The sequence below is a fragment of the Pseudomonas sp. CFBP 8772 genome (assembly GCF_014841665.1).
GTDB lineage: Bacteria > Pseudomonadota > Gammaproteobacteria > Pseudomonadales > Pseudomonadaceae > Aquipseudomonas > Aquipseudomonas graminis_B.
Window position 1 is genome coordinate 385,933 of record NZ_JACYUI010000002.1, and the last position, 21,494, is coordinate 407,426.

At 60.7% G+C, this 21,494-nt stretch carries 20 protein-coding genes; 8 read left to right on the top strand and 12 right to left on the bottom strand.

The annotated features are described in order from the left end of the window. The first annotated feature begins 88 nt into the window (after nucleotides 1-88). Nucleotides 89-490 (top strand): RNA-binding S4 domain-containing protein, encoded by a 402-nt coding sequence (locus tag IFT99_RS05435; protein WP_065987435.1) that lies wholly within the window; start codon nucleotides 89-91, stop codon nucleotides 488-490. 65 nt (nucleotides 491-555) lie between these two features. On the opposite strand, the gene IFT99_RS05440 is transcribed toward IFT99_RS05435, so the two are convergent. After that, nucleotides 556-1,365 (bottom strand): phosphatase PAP2 family protein, encoded by an 810-nt coding sequence (locus tag IFT99_RS05440; protein ID WP_192130720.1) that lies wholly within the window; start codon nucleotides 1,363-1,365, stop codon nucleotides 556-558. A gap of 98 nt (nucleotides 1,366-1,463) precedes the next feature. Here IFT99_RS05440 and hslO point away from each other — a divergent pair, with 98 nt between their 5' ends. Beyond that, on the top strand, nucleotides 1,464-2,366 hold the full coding sequence (gene hslO / locus IFT99_RS05445) for an Hsp33 family molecular chaperone HslO (RefSeq protein WP_065987433.1): 903 nt from the start codon (nucleotides 1,464-1,466) through the stop codon (nucleotides 2,364-2,366). 191 nt (nucleotides 2,367-2,557) lie between these two features. Next, nucleotides 2,558-4,099, top strand: a complete 1,542-nt coding sequence (locus IFT99_RS05450; protein WP_065987432.1) for a phosphoenolpyruvate carboxykinase — start codon at nucleotides 2,558-2,560, stop codon at nucleotides 4,097-4,099. A gap of 61 nt (nucleotides 4,100-4,160) precedes the next feature. On the opposite strand, the gene IFT99_RS05455 is transcribed toward IFT99_RS05450, so the two are convergent. From IFT99_RS05455 to IFT99_RS05465, 3 genes are all read right to left on the bottom strand, one after another. After that, complete coding sequence (locus IFT99_RS05455) at nucleotides 4,161-4,895, bottom strand: hypothetical protein (RefSeq protein WP_192130721.1); 735 nt, start codon at nucleotides 4,893-4,895, stop codon at nucleotides 4,161-4,163. Between the two features lie 238 nt (nucleotides 4,896-5,133). Beyond that, complete coding sequence (locus IFT99_RS05460) at nucleotides 5,134-6,261, bottom strand: hypothetical protein (RefSeq protein WP_192130722.1); 1,128 nt, start codon at nucleotides 6,259-6,261, stop codon at nucleotides 5,134-5,136. 128 nt (nucleotides 6,262-6,389) lie between these two features. Continuing rightward, on the bottom strand, nucleotides 6,390-7,193 hold the full coding sequence (locus IFT99_RS05465; RefSeq protein ID WP_192130723.1) for a hypothetical protein: 804 nt from the start codon (nucleotides 7,191-7,193) through the stop codon (nucleotides 6,390-6,392). Nucleotides 7,194-7,435: 242 nt separating this feature from the next. On the opposite strand from IFT99_RS05465, the gene IFT99_RS05470 reads away from it, so the two are divergent. After that, a complete protein-coding gene (locus tag IFT99_RS05470; RefSeq protein WP_192130724.1) occupies nucleotides 7,436-9,367 on the top strand; it encodes a RecQ family ATP-dependent DNA helicase in 1,932 nt (643 codons plus the stop codon). A 54-nt stretch (nucleotides 9,368-9,421) separates the two neighbouring features. After that, complete coding sequence (locus tag IFT99_RS05475) at nucleotides 9,422-9,850, top strand: acyl-CoA thioesterase (RefSeq protein ID WP_192130725.1); 429 nt, start codon at nucleotides 9,422-9,424, stop codon at nucleotides 9,848-9,850. A 70-nt stretch (nucleotides 9,851-9,920) separates the two neighbouring features. Here the strand turns inward: IFT99_RS05475 and IFT99_RS05480 are convergent, their stop codons facing one another. From IFT99_RS05480 to IFT99_RS05495, 4 genes are all read right to left on the bottom strand, one after another. After that, entirely contained in the window at nucleotides 9,921-10,382 is a 462-nt protein-coding gene (locus IFT99_RS05480) for a glycine zipper domain-containing protein (protein WP_065987426.1), read from the bottom strand. Nucleotides 10,383-10,719: 337 nt separating this feature from the next. Continuing rightward, nucleotides 10,720-13,050, bottom strand: a complete 2,331-nt coding sequence (locus IFT99_RS05485; protein ID WP_167355775.1) for an FdhF/YdeP family oxidoreductase — start codon at nucleotides 13,048-13,050, stop codon at nucleotides 10,720-10,722. Between the two features lie 2 nt (nucleotides 13,051-13,052). After that, on the bottom strand, nucleotides 13,053-13,892 hold the full coding sequence (gene fdhD, locus IFT99_RS05490; RefSeq protein ID WP_065987424.1) for a formate dehydrogenase accessory sulfurtransferase FdhD: 840 nt from the start codon (nucleotides 13,890-13,892) through the stop codon (nucleotides 13,053-13,055). A 94-nt stretch (nucleotides 13,893-13,986) separates the two neighbouring features. Next, nucleotides 13,987-14,874, bottom strand: coding sequence for a LysR family transcriptional regulator (locus tag IFT99_RS05495; protein ID WP_192130726.1), 888 nt, complete (start codon nucleotides 14,872-14,874; stop codon nucleotides 13,987-13,989). A gap of 171 nt (nucleotides 14,875-15,045) precedes the next feature. Here IFT99_RS05495 and lysM point away from each other — a divergent pair, with 171 nt between their 5' ends. Further along, the gene (lysM, locus tag IFT99_RS05500) at nucleotides 15,046-15,492 is read left to right on the top strand and encodes a peptidoglycan-binding protein LysM (protein ID WP_192130727.1); all 447 of its coding nucleotides are present in this window, start codon (nucleotides 15,046-15,048) and stop codon (nucleotides 15,490-15,492) included. A gap of 132 nt (nucleotides 15,493-15,624) precedes the next feature. Here the strand turns inward: lysM and yrfG are convergent, their stop codons facing one another. Beyond that, nucleotides 15,625-16,287: a GMP/IMP nucleotidase gene (gene yrfG / locus IFT99_RS05505; RefSeq protein ID WP_065987421.1), complete on the bottom strand. Its 663-nt coding sequence runs from the start codon at nucleotides 16,285-16,287 to the stop codon at nucleotides 15,625-15,627. 96 nt (nucleotides 16,288-16,383) lie between these two features. Here yrfG and nudE point away from each other — a divergent pair, with 96 nt between their 5' ends. Next, on the top strand, nucleotides 16,384-16,950 hold the full coding sequence (gene nudE / locus IFT99_RS05510; protein ID WP_065987420.1) for an ADP compounds hydrolase NudE: 567 nt from the start codon (nucleotides 16,384-16,386) through the stop codon (nucleotides 16,948-16,950). Continuing rightward, nucleotides 16,947-17,789 (top strand): 3'(2'),5'-bisphosphate nucleotidase CysQ, encoded by an 843-nt coding sequence (cysQ, locus tag IFT99_RS05515; protein ID WP_192130728.1) that lies wholly within the window; start codon nucleotides 16,947-16,949, stop codon nucleotides 17,787-17,789. The genes nudE and cysQ overlap by 4 nt, the downstream gene beginning before the upstream one ends. 30 nt (nucleotides 17,790-17,819) lie before the next feature. Here cysQ and IFT99_RS05520 read toward each other — a convergent pair whose 3' ends face one another. Genes IFT99_RS05520 through IFT99_RS05530 form a run of 3 tightly spaced genes read right to left on the bottom strand, consistent with a single transcriptional unit; the run spans nucleotide 17,820 to nucleotide 21,467 of the window. Next, nucleotides 17,820-18,287, bottom strand: a complete 468-nt coding sequence (locus tag IFT99_RS05520; RefSeq protein ID WP_192130729.1) for a YiiD C-terminal domain-containing protein — start codon at nucleotides 18,285-18,287, stop codon at nucleotides 17,820-17,822. Beyond that, on the bottom strand, nucleotides 18,280-19,656 hold the full coding sequence (locus IFT99_RS05525) for a sigma-54-dependent transcriptional regulator (protein ID WP_192130730.1): 1,377 nt from the start codon (nucleotides 19,654-19,656) through the stop codon (nucleotides 18,280-18,282). The genes IFT99_RS05520 and IFT99_RS05525 overlap by 8 nt, the downstream gene beginning before the upstream one ends. Further along, the gene (locus IFT99_RS05530; RefSeq protein ID WP_192130731.1) at nucleotides 19,653-21,467 is read right to left on the bottom strand and encodes a sensor histidine kinase; all 1,815 of its coding nucleotides are present in this window, start codon (nucleotides 21,465-21,467) and stop codon (nucleotides 19,653-19,655) included. The genes IFT99_RS05525 and IFT99_RS05530 overlap by 4 nt, the downstream gene beginning before the upstream one ends. Nucleotides 21,468-21,494: the final 27 nt, after the last annotated feature.

Genomic DNA, 21,494 nt, shown 5'->3' on the forward strand with positions numbered 1-21,494 from the left:
TGGTGGGCAGTGTAAACGAGGGTGGCGGTTACTGCGTCCCCGGCGTGACGTAGTACGATTCTGACCATTACACGATTGAGGAATTCAGATGACACAGAAGTCAGACGAGGACGACAAAGTCCGTCTGGACAAATGGCTTTGGGCGGCGCGTTTCTTCAAGACGCGTGCGCTGGCAAAAGCCGCCATTGAAAGCGGTAAGGTTCATTGCCGCGGCGAGCGTTGCAAGCCGGGGAAAGAGCCGCGGGTAGGGGACGAGTTCCAGATCAGAGCGGGTTTCGATGAGCGGACCGTTGTGGTCCAGGCGTTGTCGATTGTCCGCCGTGGCGCCCCCGAGGCGCAGTTGCTGTACAGCGAAACCCCGGAGAGCCTCGCCAAACGCGAGCAAGCCGCCGAGATGCGCAAGGCCGGAAGCCTGGGCGTGACCACTGACGGCAGGCCGACCAAAAAGCAGCGTCGGCAATTGTTTCATTTTCGTTCGGGTGACGACTGACGATCTCGCCGCTTTCCGGGATCGCGCATTGATCGACCCCGGACTGCTCTGTAGCAACAGGCAGCTTACAAATGAGAGCCCTGCTTCATGATGCTCAGGCATTTGAGCAGCGGCAGGCGGCCCATCACGTTGAAGACTGGTGCCGTCAGTCGAAACAGAACCCCGGTAACGGTGGCCACGAACGGGGTGTAGCAGCTCCAGCCCAGCGCGAGCAATGCGATCATTACACCGCCAATGTAGTCGTCCTGACCCCAATGGGCCCCGGCGACCAGGCGCGGCATCATGAACAGAAACGCCAGGGCCCAGATGACCACGCGCTGGCCGACTGTGCGGCTGTAGACGCTCATGAACATCGCCCAGATCAGCAGCACCGAAGCGTGGTCGCCCGGGAAGCTCTGGCTGGAACGATCCTTGAGCTGCCACTTGTCCTCCAGCTCCGGGAATATGTCGCTGAGCTTGATGGCATCGGGGATCATCACTGACGCGCTGTCATGTTGCAGCGCGCTGTGGTCGATGATTTTGGAAAACACCGTGCGGATGATCAGCAGCAGGATCAGCGTGAGCACAAAGCCGATCAGCGCGGCACGCGTTTGCAAGGATTTGAACACCCAGTCGCCCTTTATGAGCAGCGTGAGCAGAATCAGGCCGACGACGATGTCGAAGGGTCGCATGCTGGCAATCGTCCAGACCCACAGCCACGCCTTGTTTTGCTCAAGCGGGCGGTTCAGCAAGTGAAACAGGCCTTCGTCGAAGTGCGTGAAAGCCGCGTGTCCCGTGGGCCACACCCACAGCAGTAGCAGGCCCAGCGCCACCAGATTACACAGCAGGAATTTTTTGGCGTTCCACTTGGGTTGGAACAATGCGGGATAGTCCATAAAATGCCCCCATCGGCATGGCAGTGCACCAAGCGGTGCGAAACCGCGCTTTATAGGCGCTTGTCATCATTTTGTCATCCATTCAGATACCTTCTCCTATGTCAGACTTTGCGGATACCGATTACACCCAGCGTTTCATCTTTGACGAGAGCGACGTGCGCGGCGAGCTCGTGGCCCTTGAGCGCAGCTACGCCGAGGTCCTTGCCAAGCACCCGTATCCCGAGCCAGTGGCTCAGTTGCTCGGCGAAATGCTCGCCGCCGCTGCGCTGTTGGTGGGCACGCTGAAGTTCGACGGCCTGCTGGTTCTACAGGCTCGGTCCCTTGGACCGGTGTCGTTGCTGATGGTCGAGTGCTCCAGCGAGCGTGAACTGCGCGGGATTGCGCGTTACGACGAGGCCTTGGTGAAGCCGGACGCCACGCTGCTCGACCTGATGCCCGATGGCGACCTGACCATGACCATCGACCCGCGTCAGGGCAAACGCTATCAGGGCATCGTGGGCCTGGACGGCGTCGACCTGTCGGCCTGCCTGTCCGAATACTTTGTGATGTCGGAGCAATTGCCGACGCGTTTCTGGATCAAGGCCGACGGCAAACGCGCACGTGGGCTGCTGCTGCAACAACTGCCGGCTGAGAAGCTGAAAGATCAGGATGAGCGTGAAGCCAGCTGGCAGCATGTCAATGTGCTGGTTGACACCCTGACCGCCGAAGAACTGCTCAGCCTGACCAACGAAACCGTGTTGAAACGCCTGTTCCACGAAGACGTCGTGCGGATGTTCGACGTCCAGCCACTGGTGTTCCGTTGCAGCTGCTCGCGCGAACGTTCTGGCAATGCGTTGGTCAGTCTTGGTCTGGAAGATGCACAGCAGTTGGTGATCGAGCATCACGGTGCGGTGGAGATCGACTGTCAGTTCTGCAATCAGCGCTATCTGTTCGATGCAACGGATGTAGCGCAGCTGTTTGCAGGGGGCGGGGTAGATACCCCTTCCGATACCCGCCATTAATGTAGTGCGGGTCCTGCGCTGAAAGCTTTCCGCCCGGCCCGCTTGACTCTTCTTCATGTAGTTCTGACAGGAGGGCCCTACCTTTTTTGGGCTTTTCTGGCATAATCCGGCCACTTTTTAGCTGTAGTAGTGTTGGTTTTTCTACTACAAAACGTTTGGAGCACTCGGCCATCGAGCCGACGGGGAATCTCATGACGCAAGCCAATAACGCCGTTCACACCGATCTCAGTGTCGACGATCTGGTTAAAGAAGCCCTCAAACGCGAAGAAGGCGTGCTGTCCGATACTGGCGCACTCGTCGTGGAAACAGGCCACCGCACAGGCCGCTCGCCTGTCGACCGCTTCATCGTAGACGAACCCTCCACCCAGGCTGCGATCGCCTGGGGGCCGATCAACCGCAAGTTCCCGGCCGACAAGTTCGATGCCCTATGGGCGCGTGTCGAGGCGTTCAACAACGCTCAGGAACACTTCGTTTCCCACGTGCACGTAGGCGCCGCCGAAGATCACTACCTTGCGGTCAAGATGACCACGCAGACTGCCTGGCAGAACCTGTTCGGTCGCTGCCTGTTCATCAATCCGGCCCAGTACAACCCGGCCGGCCGTGAAGAATGGCAAGTGCTCAACGTGGCTAACTTCGAGTGCGTGCCTGAGCGTGACGGCACCAACTCCGACGGTTGCGTCATCATCAACTTCGCCCAGAAGAAGGTCCTCATTGCCGGTATGCGTTACGCCGGTGAAATGAAGAAAGCCATGTTCTCGGTGCAGAACTTCCTGCTGCCGGCTTCCGATGTGCTGCCAATGCACTGCGCGGCCAATATCGGTGAAGACGGCGACGTGACACTGTTCTTCGGTCTGTCCGGCACCGGTAAAACCACGCTGTCCGCCGACGAGACCCGTTACCTGATCGGTGACGACGAACACGGCTGGGGCGAAGGCGTTGTCTTCAACATCGAAGGCGGTTGCTATGCCAAGTGCATCGACCTCTCCGAGAAGAACGAGCCGGTTATCTGGAAGGCCATCAAGCACGGCGCCGTGCTGGAAAACGTGGTGCTGGACGCAGCCGGTCATGCCGACTACGCCGACGGCAGCCTGACTCAGAACAGCCGCGCCGCTTACCCGCTCGAGCACGTTGAAAAGCGTTCCGAGAAGAACCTGGGCGGCGAGCCAAACGCGGTGATCTTCCTGACCTGCGACCTGACTGGCGTGCTGCCGCCGGTGTCGATCCTCAGCGAAGAACAAGCGGCCTACCACTTCCTGTCGGGTTACACCGCACTGGTCGGTTCCACTGAAATGGGTTCGGGCGCCGGCATCAAGTCGACGTTCTCTACCTGCTTCGGCGCACCGTTCTTCCCGCGTCCGGCGGGCGAATACGCAGAGCTGCTGATCAAGCGCATCCGCGGTTTCGGCTCCAAGGTCTACCTGGTCAACACCGGCTGGACCGGCGGCGGCTACGGTGTTGGCAAACGCTTCAACATTCCGACCACCCGTGGCGTCATCGCGGCCATTCAGAGCGGCGCGTTGATCGGTGCAGAAACCGAGCACCTCGACACCGTCAACCTGGACGTCCCGACCTCCGTGCCAGGCGTCGAAACCGGACTGCTCAACCCGCGCAACACCTGGGCTGACAAAGCGGCGTACGACGAAGCCGCCAAAGCACTGGCCGGCCTGTTCATCGAGAACTTCAAGAAGTTCGAAGTGAGCGACGCGATCAAGGCAGCGGGCCCGAAGCTGTAAGATCGGTACCTGCTAAAAAGAAACCGCCCTTCGGGGCGGTTTTTTTACACCTGCGCGCTAGCTAGCCGCCAGTCTTCGTCGTCACCGGAAAGTCCTGGGTGATGTCGAAGCTGCCCTTCGCCACAACGCTCTTCGCATTACACAGCTTGGCATCGAACCCCGGGTGGCGTTCGCCGTGCTCGGCCGCGTACGCAGCGGCTTCCCGAGTACATTCGTCGGTGGGCTGTTCAGGGGAAAGCGCCGCGTTGAACTGGAACGTGCCGATCAACCGATAGCGGTCGAGCAGTTTGTTGGGGGAGGTGAGTTTCTCGATTTTGCTGAAGACGAGCTGGACGTTGCTGTTGCCCCCACCCTTGTCCGTGTCGAAATACTGATAGTACGAACCGGTGTCGTAGGACGCGCTGTTTTCATCGTGGGCCACTTCGACGCGGCCACCCTGAAACATGATCGCTTTCTTCTCTTGATCAGGGTTGTCGAAAGAGAACCCGAGGATAGGGCCGATGCTCACCTCATTGCGGTCGCCTTCGGCTTCCTGATCCGCGCTGAGTGTCAGCCAGTTGGAGCCGGGCAGTTTGCCGGGCAGGAAGCCAACGGCTACTTGATCGCCTTTTGCCTCGTAGTGCAGGTTGAGCGCGCCACTGACGTCGACAATCATGCTCTTCTGAAGGGTCGACGCACTTGCGGTCGCCGTCCCGGCTGTCTTGGCTTCATCGCCGCAGCCCGAAAGAAGAGCGGCGGTGACTGCGAGTAACAGCGGTAGCAGGCGTGTATGGGTTCGCGGGGCTGCTTGAGGCATGTTGTTCCGTCCGTAATCGCTGCGGTTGTCTCTGACTCTAGCCTCCTATGACCGCAGAATGCGCCGGCGGGTCAATGAGGCGATGACAAAAAACGGAACGAAGAAACCGCCCTCAGTGGGGGCGGTTTCTTGGGGAATTCTTTTTCGCCAGCGCAGCGCTCAGCCAGGAGGGCGTTGGCGTTGATCCGTGCAGTCAGAAACCTGAACGGCGGGACGCGTTATGGCTGTGGATCGAACCTCAAGAGATATCTTTGTACGCGCTGGCTCCTTTCGCGAGGTTCGCCGCCAGTCCTTCCGCAGGTTTAAACGGCGTTCCCGCTACCATGCTGAAACCGGTTCCCTTGTCGGCATAACTGACATACCGCTCTGTTTTGTGGTCTTCAACCAAAACAGTGTATGAGTGGCTTCGCATCTTGATGAACTTGGCTTCATGCATAACGATACTTTGGTGCAGTTTGCCAATGTCGATGGCCGACAAGTTGAGTTTTCTTTGTAACTTCGTTCCCCATCGGGTCAGACACACTTCGGCGTAATGCCGCACCAACTTACCAGGCTCTGTCAGGTCACCTGGCCCACTCGCTCCCGAGAGCGACGCGTTACCCACCAGCGTCGCGTGACGTCCGGCCATGGGATAGATGCTGACTTTGGTCTTGGGAGCTGTTTTAGGAATGATGCAGGAAAATCCTTTAGAGCGTTCGTCGCGGGCGTAGAACGCCACATATTCTTTGACGTTGCTGCCGAGAGAAACTTTTTCAAGCTGATAATTAAAGGGGCCGGGCACCGGGTCCACCGCAAATATGTTGACCGGTATATGACGCGTGGCCGGATTAGCCAGCAGCGCATTGGCGAGCATGTGACAACTGACGCCGCCACGACTCCAGCCCACCAGATTGATTTGCTTTGGGATCAAGCCGCCTTTTCTCAGGTTCTTGATCAGCTGTTGCTGGAGTTCCTGCGGGCTGATGCGATTGCCGTAGTCGTACTGCCGCCAGAACCACGAGCCGTGCGCCTGGGCGTCGGGAATAGGCACATCGGCTCGCTTGAGGCGCTGGTAATCGGCTTCCGACAGCTTGGTTCTTTGCCAGTCGAATTTGCCCTGAATGATGTTGACGGCATGCTGCACATTCTCGTGCCAGCCTTTGCCGAAAGCGGGGCCAGTCCACCCGAATGCTTTGGGTTCGGTGAACAGCTCATCGGCCTGCATATTGCCGCTACCCGGCCCGTCAATGACGATCCACTCGGCGAACTCGTGACCGTCGATGTTATTGGCCAGCGTCGCGACCAGCTCACCGTTCCAGTAGTTCTTGTGCAGATGGTCGTATTTAGTCGAGCCCGTGCCGCAAAAGAAAATTGTAAAAGTTGTCATGTTTATAACCTCGTTGTTGGATAGGAATCACGAGGTTAGAAGACTGATTGTGGACGCGTCCGCTGTTGTTGTTACTTCATGTTCAGTGGAGCGCTAATGACTATCTGGTGACGTAAATTGTTTTTCCATCACGCTGAATAATCCCGGGCCGCTGTGCAGTACTGCTCTTGCGCCAGTTTGTTCTTGTCGCTCTTATCTTTGGTGACGCGTTTGCTCCAGTCGCTGCACATGTCTTTGAAGTAGGGTACGGCGGCGCGACGGCATTCACGGTGTTCGACACTGTCGGCCAGGAAGTTCATGCAGACACTGCTGGTTTCAATATGGTTGTTGGAAATGCGATAGCGGGCTTCATAGCGATTTCGCCCGTCTATTTCACGGATGAACACACCTGCTACTTCATAGCGCCGCGCGGGCTCGGTTTTGGGTTTGGCGGCGGCGGCCTTGTAGGTCGCCATGTAACGATCTGAAACCATGCCTTGGGGTCGAGTGGCTTGGGAGTCGTTGGCCTGAGCTTCACCGAAGCGGCAATTGATGACATCCCGGTCGATCACGTTGCCGTCTTTCAGGCAGGCGTCGAGCGGCCGCGCCGTGGCGGGTTGGGAGACTTCAACTTTGGGGGCGATATAAACCACTTGTTCGACGTTGCGCACCTGAGCGACGGGCTCTGGGTCAGTCTCACTGACCACCTCTGCGATGGGCGGCGCAGGAATGACCGTTGCTGCAGGCTTGGGCGTGCGAAACATTTGCGTGATCAGAAAGATAATCGCGATCAGCAGCGCGAGGCAGATCAGAACGCTACTCAGCGGCCAGTTGCCGTTGCCGGATGCGGCAGCTCGCCGGGCAGGATGCGAGCCGAGCACAACGTCGAATTGGCCGGGGGCCAGCCGTTGCATGGTAAGCCCGTCATCCTCGGGCTGTGGCGTGGATTGCATTGCCTCTCCTTGGCGAATCGTGTGTTGTCGACCGGTTTGCAGTCAATCGGGGTGGCTGACGTACAGCGCTTGAATACGCGTCGCGCGAGATTAATCCTCGGCATGACGTTTTGCCAGCATGGCGCGCGGTATTTGTCCGCGCTGTATCCTGTCCGATATTTCTGTAATGGTTTAGGTGTATTGCGCCCGGACCCACCGCGCTATGGTTCACGCCCTTGCGACGGTCAAAGGAGTGGCAGCACATGCATCAAACCCTTGAGCAGGTTTTCGGTTATCGGCAGTTTCGCGCCGGACAAGAGGCCGCCATCAGTGCCGTGTTGGCAGGGCGCTCCGCCGCAGCGATCTTTCCCACGGGGTCCGGTAAATCCCTCTGCTACCAGCTGCCGGCATTGCTGCTGCCGCATCTGACGCTGGTGGTATCACCGCTGTTGGCGCTGATTCAGGACCAACTGGCTTTCCTTCAGCGACACGGCATTGCGGCGGCGAGCATCGACTCCGCGCAAAGTCGTGATGACGTCGCCGACGTCATGGCCAGGGCGCGCTCCGGCGAGTTGAAAATCCTGATGATCTCCGTCGAGCGCCTGAAGAACGAGCGCTTCCGGCATTTCATCACTCAGGTGCCGATTTCGCTGCTTGTAGTGGACGAGGCCCACTGCATTTCCGAGTGGGGCCACAACTTCCGGCCTGATTATCTGAAGCTCCCTGACTACCAGCGCGAGTTCAATATCCCCCAGGCGCTGCTCCTGACAGCGACAGCGACGCCCCAAGTCATCAGTGACATGCAGAGCAAGTTCGGCATCGCCCTGGACGATGTGGTGACAACGGGTTTCTACCGGCCCAACCTCACGCTGCGGGTCGAGCCGGTTGCAGGCCGGGACAAGCGCCGGCGTCTGGTGGAGTGGCTTGGCGAACGGGCCGGTCAGCCGAGCATTGTCTACGTTACGCTGCAGAAGACCGCCGAGTTCGTGGCGGCTCACCTGTCGCAGAACGGCATCCCGGCGTACGCCTACCATGCCGGTCTGCCCCACGATAAGCGCGAGTCGATCCAGCGGCAGTTCATGGACGGGCGTCTGAACTGCATCGTCGCCACCATCGCTTTCGGGATGGGCATCGACAAGAGTGACATCCGCAACGTCGTGCATTTCGATTTGCCCAAATCCATCGAGAACTACAGCCAGGAGATCGGTCGTGCGGGCCGGGACGGGGCGACGTCGGAGTGTCTGGTGCTGGCCAATCGCGACAGCCTGAACGTGCTGGAGAACTTCGTGTACGGCGACACACCGGAGCAGGAAGGCATCCGGCTGGTGCTGGAAGATCTGCAGGGCGCGCGTAACGACAGTCAGTGGGAGTTTCTGCTGGCGCCCTTGTCGGACCTCAGCAATATCCGTCAACTGCCGCTCAAAACGCTGTTGGTGCAACTGGAGCTGCGCGGGATCATTGCGCCGCGTTATTCGTACTTCGCGGAATACCGCTTCAAATACCTGATTGAACCGCAGGTGCTGGTGCAGCGCTTTCAAGGCGAACGACGCGAATTCGTGCAGGCGCTGACCGAGACGTCAAGCCGGGCGCGGACGTGGGCAACCGTCAACTTCGACGCCATGTACCAGCAGTATCAGGCCGAGCGCGGGCGCGTGGTAACGGCGCTGGATTTCTTTCAGGAGAAGGGCTGGATCGAACTCGAAAGCAAGCAGATGACCGAGGTCTTCAGCCTGATCGCCGCCGACTTCGACGCCCAGGCCCTGAGCGAAGAGTTGCATGACTACTTCGTCCACCACGAAAAAACCGAGGTCGCGCGCATCCACGCCATGCTCGAGCTGTTTGCCAGCCAGCAGTGCCTCAGTCATCGTCTGGCTCAATACTTTGGCGACGACCGTGCGCCCGCGCATTGCGGCCACTGCTCGGTGTGTGAGGGGCATGTGGCGGTGCTCCCCGAGCCGCCAGCCTTGACGCCGTTGAGCGAGCAGGACTTCGCGGATCTATGCAGCGAGTTCGTCGGCAAGCACCTCGAGGCCCGAGGGCATGAGCCGGGCGCGGAGTGCCTGACGCGGTTTCTGTGTGGGATTAGCGTGCCGATGTTTACCCGGCTCAAGGCCCGGAACATCGGCGGTTTCGCGGCGCTGGAGGCTTACCCGTATGCGGACGTGCGGGAATGGATTCAGCGCCAGATTCAATAGCGGTCACGGATTTCATCAACCAGGAAGCACAGCAGACAAACCGGAGGGAACCCCATGAACGACACCCCGCAGCGCGCCGACTATCGCCACTTCCAGCCAATCGTGACGCGTTGGCACGACAACGATGTGTACGGCCACATCAACAACGTCACGTACTACAGCTTCTTTGACAGCGCGGTGAATACCTACCTGATCGAACAGGGCGGACTGGATATCCATGACGGTGAAGCGCTGGGTTTTGTGGTGAGTTCGTCGTGCGATTACTTTGCGTCGATTGCCTATCCGGAGCCGATCGAGGTCGGGCTACGGGTTGGCAAGCTGGGCAACAGCTCGGTGCAATATGAGCTGGCGGTGTTCAAGGCGGGGGAAGACGAGGCGCGGGCGGCAGGACGCTTCGTGCATGTATTCGTGGATCGGGCATCCAATCAGCCGGTGCCGATCCCTGCGGCGTTGCGGCAGGCGCTTGAGCGTTTGGTGGTCTGAAAATGATACCGGCCGCTTTATGGGCGGCCGGTGTTCATCGGGTCAGGTGCGCGAGTCGGGCTCGACGGCATCAGTCACGATGGTGTTTGCGATGACCGTGCGCGTGGCCGCGACCGTGTTTGTAGTCGCGGCGATCGCCACGGTAGCCACGGCCTCGGTCATCGTCACGGCGGCTTTCGTCGCCCATGTAGTTGCCGAGTGCGCCGCCCGCGCCGCCGCCTGCTGCTGCGCCAATCAGACTGCCGGTGCTGCCACCGACGCTGCGACCGACTACGTTGCCGCCAGCAGCACCCAGGCCGCCGCCTATGGCGGCTTCGGTACGGTTCCGGCGGTTTGCGCCCACTGCGCCACCAGCCGCGCCGCCAAGGCCGGCTCCGATTGCCGAACCTGTGCTGCCGCCGACCTGTTGGCCAACGACGGAGCCGAGTACCCCACCCAATGCGCCGCCCACGCCGGCCGTCACGTTATCGCCTGCTGAGGCAAAACCGCTGACCAGTGAGAACGATAACAACAGAATCGAGGAATACTTCATGTATGGATGCTCATAGGGATGACGCCGCGATCCTGCGATCATGAAGAAAATGTCACAATCTAAATCCGACGAATAACACGACCTGTATACAAAACGCTAACTTATTGTTTTGGCTTGGGAACCGAAGTCGTATTGGTGAGTCATACGCTACTTGATAAAGGCCCGAATCTCGCGATTCGGGCCTTTTTTTTGTGGCGATATATCCTGCTATCGCCGCAAGGAACCTGTGGGAGTGAGCTTGCTCACGAAGGGGCCGGGACCTTCAGCCTTTTTCTCCGGAGGCTGAAAGCAGGTCTTCGCGGGCAAGCGTGCTCCTACAAGGTTCTTCAGCTCAGGATCAAATAATCCGCGCTGTCTCCGTATGCCGTTCCAGCTTGATCGCCACGAACTTGGACGTCGGCGTGCTGCTGCCGTCGCCCACGCTTTCCAGCGGTACCAGCGGGTTCACTTCCGGGTAATACGCTGCAGCCTGGCCGGCCGGAATGTCGAACGGCAGCAGTGTGAAGCCCTTCACGCGACGTTCGATGGCATCGCCCCAGATCGACACGATGTCGACTTTCTGACCGGGTACGAAGCCCAGACGAATGATGTCGGCCTCGTTCACGAACATCACGTCACGCTGACCTTTCACGCCGCGGTAACGGTCGTCCAGGCCATAGATGGTGGTGTTGTACTGATCGTGAGAACGCATCGATTGCATGATCAGGTCCGGCACGATGCCTGTCCCGCGAATGCTTTCATGCACCAGGTCGCTCGGCAATACGTTCGCCTTGAAGTTGGCCCGCGCACTCGGCGTGTTCCAGCGACGGGAGCCTGCGGCGTTGCCCAGGTAGAAGCCGCCCGGGTTTTTGATCTTCTCGTTGAAGTTCTGGAATGACGGAATGGTGTCGGCGATCAGGTCGCGAATGCGGCTGTAGTCCGCCACCAGCCACAGCCAGTCCACCGGCTGCTTGCCCAGTGTTGCGTTGGCAATGCCCGCCAGGATCGCAGGCTCGGAACGCATCTGCGGCGACAGCGGCTTCAGCTGACCGTTGGACGCGTGGACCATGCTGAACGAATCTTCAACCGTTACCGCTTGCGGGCCTTCGGCCTGGATGTCGATGTCGGTACGGCCGAAGCACGGCAGAATCAGCGCTTCCTTGCCGTGGGCCAGGTGGCTGCGGTTGAGCTTGGTGCTGATCTGGACGGTCAGGTCGCAGTTGCTCAGGGCTTCGAAAGTGCGCGGGCTGTCCGGGGTGGCTTGAGCGAAGTTGCCGCCCAGACCGATGAAGACTTTCGCGCGGCCTTCGAGCATCGCGTGAATCGCTTCGACGACGTTATGGCCGTTTTCACGCGGCACTTTAAACTGGAAACGTTTCTCCAGCGCATCGAGGAAAAACGCCGGCGGACGTTCGTTGATGCCCATCGTGCGGTCGCCCTGCACGTTACTGTGACCGCGCACCGGGCACAGGCCTGCGCCTGGCCGACCGATGTTGCCGCGCAGCAGCATCAGGTTGGAGACTTCCTGGATGGTCGGCACCGAATGGCGATGCTGAGTGATGCCCATCGCCCAGCACATGATCACGTTTTTGCCTTTGGCATACATCCGCGCGGCGAGTTCGATGTCGGTCAGTGGCAGACCCGATTGCTCGACGATGAATTCCCACGAGGTGTCGTCAATGGCAGCGAGGTATTCCAGCACGCCATTGGTGTGTTCGTTGAGGAAGGTGTGATCGAACACCGATGGCTCGTTGTTCGCCTGGGCTTCGCGTTCCCACTGCAGCAGGAACTTGGCCATGCCGCGCAGCAGGGCCATGTCGCCGCCCAGTGCCGGACGGAAATACGCCGTGTTGGTCGGCTCGGAGCCGTTGCTGAGCATTTCCAGCGGGTGCTGAGGGTGCTGGAAACGCTCCAGACCGCGCTCTTTCAGCGGGTTGACGCACACCACTTGCGCGCCGCGTTTGACCGCTTCACGCAGCGGTTCCAGCATGCGCGGGTGGTTGGTGCCCGGGTTCTGACCGAGGACGAAAATCGCATCCGCGTGCTCGAAGTCATCAAACGTTACGGTGCCTTTGCCCACGCCCACGCTTTGCGACAAAGCAACGCCGCTCGCTTCATGGCACATGTTCGAGCAGTCGGGGAAGTTGTTGGTGCCGAAGGCACGCACGAACAGCTGATACAGATACGCCGCTTCGTTGCTGGCACGGCCCGAGGTGTAGAACTCGGCCATGTTCGGGTTCGGCAGATTGTTCAGGTGCTTGGCAATCAGCGCAAAGGCGTCGTCCCAGGCAATCGGCTTGTAGCGATCGGTCTGGGCGTCGTAGACCATTGGCTCGGTCAGACGGCCCTGATATTCCAGCCAGTAATCACTTTGCTCAAGCAGCGAGCTGACGCTGTAGCGGGCGAAGAAGGACGCATCGACGCGGCGCTTGGTCGCTTCCCAGTTCACTGCCTTGGCGCCGTTCTCGCAGAACTTGACCATGCCGCTTTCCGGCGAATCACCCCACGCGCAACCCGGGCAGTCGAAGCCGCCGTTCTGGTTGGTCTTGAGCATCGTGCGGATGTTCTTCAGGGCGTTGTCGCTGGTCAGCCAGAAGTGGGCGACGCTGATCAATGCGCCCCATCCGCCGGCCGGGCCTTTGTAGGGCTTGTAGCGGGGGGTCGATACCTTGTCGGCTTCTTTATGCATGCTCACGCTTGATTCTCCAACGCAGGACTGTAAACCCGCGGCGCACTGTGTTTAGGCAGATGAATGAGGTTTAGGTTGTGGCGGCGAGCCCATTGCAGCGCCAGGCCGGTGGGCGATGACAGGCTGACGAGGGTCTGAATGCCGGCACGTAATACTTTTTGAATGAGCTCCAGACTGCAGCGGCTGGTGACGATGGCCAGACCGCCCGTGGTCGGGATGTCCTGACGAATCAGCGCGCCGATCAGCTTGTCCAGAGCGTTATGTCGGCCGATGTCTTCACGACCTAAAAGAATTTCGCCTCGAGCGTCCATAAACATCGCCGCATGGACCGCGCCGCAGTGTTCGCCCAACGGCTGAAATTGGCCCATACGCTCGCGCAGACCTTTCAGCCATTCGGCGGGGGGAAGGGGCGCGCCGGGCAGCACGTTGAGCTCGGGCAATGCCTGCTCGACGGCTTCGACGCCACAGAGGCCGCAACCGCTGGTGCCGGCCAGTTGCCGACGTTGGGTCTTGAGGTTCCAGAAGGCGCGGCTGGCGATTTCGACTTCTGCGGTCTGCGCAGAGCCGCAGCCACCGAGCTTGATGTCGTAGATCTCATCCGGTGATTCGATGAGACCGCTGCCGACGCTGAAGCCGACGATGAAATCTTCCAGGTCAGTGGGCGTGACCAGCATGACCGCCTGGCTGATGCCGTTATAGGCAATCGCCAACGCGACTTCCTCGGCAAGCACATTGGGCTCGCTGACATCGTGTTCGAGGTTCGTATAGCTGTAGGACTGGCTTGCGGCGGGCGCGGGCAATTGTTGTGCGGGCGCCGTGATATCCATGTGCTTGGCGTGCATCGGGGGTGACCGGCAGATTGATTAGGCTTAAGCCTAGGCCTCCGGTCGGATTACGTCTAATCGCTAGTACTGATGCACCGATAGATGATGTCGATCAAGACGCCTCCATCATCGTGTGGTAAAGCGCCAGGCAGGCTTCAGCCAGTGCCGACCGCGGTGCCGAGCGACGCATGATCAAGCCGAGCCGCGCCAGGGTTTGTGCCTCTTCAATCGGCTGCAGTCGGAGGTGCTCGGTCAGTGATTCAAGGCCGCCGTCCAGCGGCATGATCGCGCAGCAGAACCCGCCATGCACCGCTTGCAGCAGCTGATGGACCGCATCGGTCTGGATGATCGGCTGCGGATGAAGGCCGCGGCTGTGAAAGTTGTGATCGATGGATTGCCGAAAATGCATGCCACTGGTGAGCAGCCCAAGGGGCAGTTCGGTCAGGCTTTCCCAGCTCGATGTCGCTTCGGTAAAACTGAAATAACGCTGGTCGTACATCACCCCCATGCGGGTTTCGGCCAGTTCCAATGAGTCGAAGCGCTCGGAGTCGAGTCGGTCGAGGTACGAAACCCCGAGGTCCAGGCGGTTGCTGGCGAGTTGATCGAGGATCTGCTCGGAGCTCAGCGATGAAAGCTCAAAGCGCATGCTCGGGTGCAGAGAATGCAGACGTTGCAGCAAGGGCAATGGATCGAAATTCGACAGCGGCACCACGCCCAGCCGTAATGTGCCAACCAGATTCCCGCGACAGGCGGCCGCTTCAGCCTGCAAACCGTCGTAGGCCGCCAGCACCGTGCGCGCCCAGGCCAGGACGCGTTCGCCCGGGGCGGTGAATCCTTCGAAACGTTGGCCACGATTGACCAGCGGCAGGTCCAGCTCTTCTTCGAGGCTGCGCAGACGCATCGACAGTGTCGGTTGCGTGATATGGCAACGCGCAGCCGCTTGCCCGAAGTGACGGGTTTCGTCGAGGGCGATCAGAAATTTCAGCTGTTTAATGTCCATCTTCATTCCTTGAGGCACAGGCTGGCCCGGCGAAGTCTATCGCGACCGAACGTCCAATGGCTTGAAACCTTGAGACCCGGCCACGGGTCGGAGGTTTGTCGGGCAATGTCAGCGGAACAGATGTTGCGCGGGAAACCACAACGACACTACGACGTCACCAAGGAGAAACCCATGAGTCTGTTCAGTTTTGTGAAGGAAGCCGGTGAGAAGCTTATCGACCTGCTCACCCCAGGAAACGCCAACGCCAGCGAAGAGCTGAAAAAGCACATCGAGTCTGTCGGGCTGGGCAATCCCAACGTACATGCGACGGTCGACGGCGACAAGATCACCTTGACGGGCGAAGTCGCCAGTCAGGAAGAGAAAGAGAAGATCGTGCTGGCTGCCGGTAACATCGCCGGTGTTGGCAGTGTTGATGATCAACTGACCATCGCGGCTGGGGCGCCTGCTGTGGTTGCTGCGACGTTGGTCACTGTGCAGAAGGGCGATACCCTCAGCGCCATCTCGTTGCGCGTGTATGGCGATGCCAACAAGTATCAGAAGATCTTCGACGCCAACAAGCCGATGCTGAAGGACGTAAACAAGATCTACCCAGGTCAGTCTCTGCGTATTCCTGAGTAACGCGGCGGTCTTACTGACCGTACGCCGACTCTTGCAGGAGCGCCCTTACCGGCGACATTCGGACATCCCGACCCATGTTTGGGTGGGGTGTGCGAGTTAAGCGGGTAAGCGTGCTCCTGCTGCGTTTTGCGCTTATAACCCCTTCATCAACGCCCGATAATCCTCAACGGCTTCGAATTCTTCGGTGTCTTTGGGCCCTTTGCGGCTGTCCGGTTCGCGCACGGCCAGCAAGTGGCCGATCCCGTATCGCCCAGCGCTGCGCAAGATCGGCAAGGTGTCGTCGATGAACAGGCTGCGCGCCGGGTCAAACTTGATGTCGTCCTGCAGCGCATCCCAGAACTGCGGGTGTTCCTTGGGATAGCCATAGTCGTGGGAGCTGATTAAACGTTCGAAGTAGGGCGCCAGTTCCAGTCTTTCCATCTTCAGCGACAGCGAGTCACGGTGAGCGTTGGTAATCATGATCACCCGTTTGCCGGCCTGCTTGATGGCGGCCAGAAACGTCTCGGCATCGGGGCGCAAGGCGATGAGGTGGGCGATCTCGACTTTCAGGTCTTTCACCGGCAGGTTCAACTCCGAACTCCAGAAGTCGGTGCAGTACCAGTTGAGGGTGCCGGCGTTTTTTTCGAAGAGCGGCATCAGCTCCAGCTGCGCCATTGCCAGGCTGACCCCGTGCACTTCGGCGTAGCGCCTGGGCAGATGCTCCAGCCAGAAGTGATTGTCGAAATGCAGGTCGAGCAGGGTGCCGTCCATATCCAGCAGAACGGTGTCGATATCGCGCCAGGGCAAAGAAGGCATGCAGGTCTCTCGGCGTTGGAGGGGTCGCGTGGGTTTGCGGCGAAGACATCCGCAAAAGCCACGGTATAGTAACCCGACTACGCCAAGGAGCTCGTCATGCAGCAGAAACCTACCGTCCTCTCTCGCGAAATCGTCGCGAGCAGCCGCCTGTTCCGCGTTGAAGAAGTGCAGCTGCGCTTTTCCAACGGCGTCGAGCGCACCTACGAGCGGTTGGTCGGCAGCGGCAGCGGTTATGGCGCGGTAATGATCGTGGCCATGCTCGACGCCGATCACGCCGTGCTGATCGAGGAATACTGCGGCGGCACTGACCAGTACGAGCTGTCGCTGCCCAAGGGCTTGATCGAGCCGGGCGAGGACGTGCTGGCCGCAGCCAATCGCGAGCTCAAGGAAGAAGCCGGTTATGGCGCGCGGACCTTGGTGCACCTGACCGAACTGTCGCTTTCGCCGGGCTACATGAGCCAGAAAATCCAGGTCGTGCTGGCCACCGATTTGTATGAAGAAACGCTGCCCGGCGACGAGCCTGAGCCGATGCGTGTGGACAAGGTCAATCTGCGCGAGCTTGCCGCTCTGGTTCAGAACCCGCAGTTCACTGAGGGGCGCGCGCTGGCTGCGTTGTACCTTGCCCGCGACCTGCTGGCCGAGCGTGGGGATTTCCTGCCATGAACCCGACATTCGCGCCATTGCCGCACCCGCTGCTTGTCCCCGTCATCGAGCTTTGCCGCCAGGCTGGGGAAGTTATTCTGCCGTTCTGGCGCGCAGGCGTGGAGGTCGCGGTCAAGTCGGACGACTCGCCGGTAACGGCTGCTGATCTGGCCGCCCATGAGCTGTTGGTGGCGGGGCTCAAGGCGCTGGGTCCGAGCATTCCTATTCTGTCCGAAGAGGACGCGAATATTCCGTTGAGCGAGCGCAGTCAGTGGCAGCGCTGGTGGCTGGTGGACCCGCTGGATGGCACCAAGGAATTCATTGCCGGCAGTGAAGAGTTCACCGTCAACGTGGCGCTGATCGAGAACGGTCGCGTGGTGTTTGGCGTGGTGTCGATGCCGACCAACAACCGCTGCTATTTCGGTGGCGCCGGGCTGGGCGCGTGGCGCAGTGACGATTCGCAGCACCTGGCGCCGATCAGCGTGCGCAATGAGCCGGGCGCGGGGGAAGCGTTCACCGTGGTCGCCAGCCGGCGTCACTCAAGCCCCGAGCAACAGAAGTTGCTGGCCGGTTTGTCGGAAGTGGTGGGTGAATTGGAGCTGGCCAATATCGGCAGCTCGCTGAAGTTTTGCCTGTTGGCCGAAGGGGCTGCCGATTGCTACCCGCGTCTGGCGCCCACCTCTCAGTGGGACACGGCTGCGGCCCAAGGTGTCGTGGAAGGCGCGGGCGGCGTGGTATTGAACCTGGACGGCACGACGTTCGAATATCCAGCGCGGGAGACACTGCTGAATTCGTACTTCCTGGCGCTACCGGGGGAAGCCACGTGGCGCGACGCGTTGCTGGCGCTGGCGCTGACCTGAAGCTTTCGGTTCCCTCGTAGGAGCGTGTGTTCAGCGATGCAGCACGAACTGCCCGACGAATTCCACTGCTGTTTCTTCTGAATCTTCCGCCACGATCCGGGTGTGCAGCGCCAGTCGTGCGCGGCCGCGGCGTTGGTAGAGCTTGAGGAATTTCTCCCAGCTCGCTTCATCCGGTGCGTCACAAACGGCAACTCCGTCGCGGGTGACCGGCAGGGGATAACTGATCTGGCCGTCCTGGATCACGATGTGCCCGTCGTCGATCCCGGCTTCTTTGAGCCGCAAATACAACCAGCCCCATCCTGCCAGTACCGCGCCGCAATACAGGCTGCCGCCGAACAAGGTGTTCTTGTGATTGACGTTGGGCGCCAACGGCAGGTGCAGACGGAGTTGATGGTCTTGCCAGCCCAGCACCTTGATGCCCATCTCCCGGGTGAGGGGAATGTCCCGGTGCAGCACCGCTTCCAGGTCTTCAGCAGACAAGCGATGCAGGTCAGTCATTGTCGTCGGACCCCGCGCCGTTGAAGGTCAGCCCGTGCTTGCGCAGTTTGTCGTGCAGGGTTTTGCGTGGCAGGCCCAACGCTTCGGCGAGGCTACGGACCGAGGTGTGCGGGCGGGTCAATTCGGCGGCGATCAATGCTCGCTCGAACGCCTCGACCTGCTCGCTCAGCCCGCCATTGGACGCCACCAGATCTGGCTGCGCCTCGCCTTCCAGTTCCAGCTCAAGGCCCAAAGCGAAACGCTCGGCGGCGTTCTGCAGTTCACGAACGTTGCCCGGCCAGGTGTGGCGCAGCAGCAGCGCACGATGCCCAGGCTGCAGTTCATGGCGTGGCAGGCCGTGGCGCAAACTGGCGGTGTCGGCGAAATGCTGGAACAGCACCAGTGCATCTTCGCCACGCTCGCGCAGCGGCGGAATGCGCAATGGGGCGACGTTAAGGCGGTAATACAAGTCGGGCCGGAAACGCCCTTGATCCGCGGCCTGACGCAGGTCCTCCTTGGTCGCCGCGATCACCCGGATGTCCAACGGGATCTGCTGATTCCCGCCCAGGCGCTCGACCACGCGCTCTTGCAGCAAGCGCAGCAGCTTGACCTGAACGTCCATGCTCATGCTTTCGATTTCATCCAGAAACAGCGTGCCGCCGTTGGCGAATTCGAACTTGCCGATGCGCCGCTTTTGCGCGCCGGTAAAAGCCCCCGACTCGTGGCCGAACAGCTCGCTTTCCACCACCGACTCGGCCAGCGCCCCTGCGTTGATCGCCACGAACGGACCGTTTCTGCGATTGGACAAATCGTGAAGGGCGCGGGCGACCACTTCCTTGCCGGCACCGGTTTCACCGAGAATCAACACGTCGGCCTTGGTCGCGGCCAGCGCCCCGATCTGATCGCGCAGGCGCTGAATGGGGGCAGACAACCCCACCAGTCGCGTGCTCAGTTGCTGACGATCGCTGAGCTCAAGGCGCAGGCTGCGGTTGTCCAGCACCAGCCGGCGCAGCGCCAGAGCCCGCCGCACGCTGTCGAGCAGTGCGTCGCTGGCGAAGGGTTTTTCCAGAAAATCGTAAGCACCCGCGCGCATGGCCTGCACTGCCAGCGGTACGTCGCCGTGGCCGGTGATCAGTAGCACCGGCAGCTCAGGATCCTGGGCGTGCAGCTGGTGGAGCAGTTCGAGGCCGTCAATCCCCGGCATGCGAATGTCGCTGACGATGACGCCCGGCCAGTCGCGCTCGAAGCGCGCTTGCAGCCCTTTGGCGTCGCTCAGCGGCAGGATTTTCAGGCCGGCGAGGTCCAGCGTCTGGCTCAGCGCCTGGCGCAGGTGCGGGTCGTCGTCGATCAGCACCACCTGAATGCGGCTGTCGATGGCGTCGGTGCTCATGCAGATAAGTCCTCAGACGGTTGAAGGTTGACGCCCGAGGCGCCGGTGCGCATCCGCAACGTCAGCAGCGCGCCGCCTTCCGGGTGATTGGCGAACAGCAGCTCGCCACCCAGGGCGCGCATCAGCGTATCGCAGATCGCCAGGCCCAGGCCGAGTCCCTGTGTGCGTGTCTTGGTGGTGAAGAACGGCTCGCGGGCGTGCTCCAGTGCCTCTTGTGAAAAGCCCGGGCCGTTGTCACGGATGAACAGATTGACACCCTCGGCGTTGTACTCGGCGCTGATCCACAATTTGCGCGGCGGGCCTTTCTCGGTCAGTGCGTCCAGCGCGTTCGCCAGCAGATTGCCCAGCACCTGACGCAGGCGCGTCTCGCCGGCCTGCACCCACAAGGTGGCGGCGGGCAGGTCACGAATCAGTTCCACTTCCATCGCTCGCCGTCGCTTGGCAAGCAGGGCCAGTGCATCGTCCAGCGCCGGTTGCAACGCCACGCTTTCGGGCGCATGCCGGTCGCGGCGGGCGAAGGCGCGCAGGTGCGCAATGATCGACGCCATGCGCCCGGTGAGTTCGCTGATCAGCTTGAGGTTACCGCGCGCGTCTTCGGTGCGCTGGTGATCGAGCAGCACTTCAGCGTTTTCGGCGTAGCTGCGAATGGCCGCCAGCGGCTGGTTGAGTTCATGGCTGATGCTCGCCGACATCGTGCCCAGCGCCGACAGCTTGCCGGCCTGAACCAGTTCGTCCTGGGCGCGAAACAGTTCTTGCTGCGCCTGCTCGCGTTCGAGCACTTCCTGGCGCAGTCGCTGGTTGACGCCTTCCAGGTCACAGGTCCGCTCGGCGACTCGCACTTCCAGTTCACGGCGCGCCTTGGCCTCGAAGTTGATGCGATCCAGATAATGCCTGCGCCTCTGCATCATTAGCCCCAGCAGCAACATCAAGACCAGCAACGCCGCGCCGCCAATCGCCACGACGGTTCGAACAGGCCTCGACAGGAGCACCTTGGGCGCGAGGATGTTAACGCTCCAGCCGGTTTCGTCGATCTGCTGGGTTTGCGTCAGCCAGCCGTTTTCATCCAGCTGCAGCGGGCGCGGATCGCGGGTCGGGTAGGGCTGAATGGCGACGATGGCCTGCTTTTCTTCCTCGCTGAGCGGGCGCGTGGCGCGGAAACGCCAGTTGGGGTTGGAGGTGAGGATCACCACGCCGTTGTGGTCGGTGACGAGCAACTGCTCTGGCGTCTTGCCCCACAACGTTTCAGTGAGGTCCAGATCGACCTTGACCACCAGCACGCCAATCACGGTATCGCCGTCGCGCACGGCGGCGGCGAAGAAGTAGCCGCGTTTGGCCGAGGTCGTGCCCAAACCGAAAAAGCGGCCGAGGTTGCCGGCCATGGCGTTGCTGAAATACGGGCGGAAGGCGAAGTTGCGGCCGACGAAGCTGTCGCGTTTGTCCCAGTTCGACGCAGCGAGGGTCTCGCCATTGGGCGCCATCAGGTAGATCACCTCCGCGCCGGTCTGGCTGGCGGTGTTCATCAGCAGCACGTTCGCCTGGGCCTGGGCCTGTTTGTCCTGCGGGTTCGCCAGCATGGCGCGCAGCCCGGGCAGGTCGCCGAGAATCTGCGGCAGCACTTCGTAGCGGTGCAACGTGCCCAGCAGGTTGGCAACGTACAGGTCGAGGGTCTGGCGATTCTGGCTCAGCAGCTCATTGCGGTAATAGTGTTCGGCCAGGCGTTCGAGCGGCCACAGCAGCGGGGCGAGGATCAGCGCCAGCAAGGCAAGGCTGCGCCAGCGAGGACGGCGGGGAAGGGCGTTAGTGCTGATCATGGAATCGCCGGTGGGTGCGTTGCGATG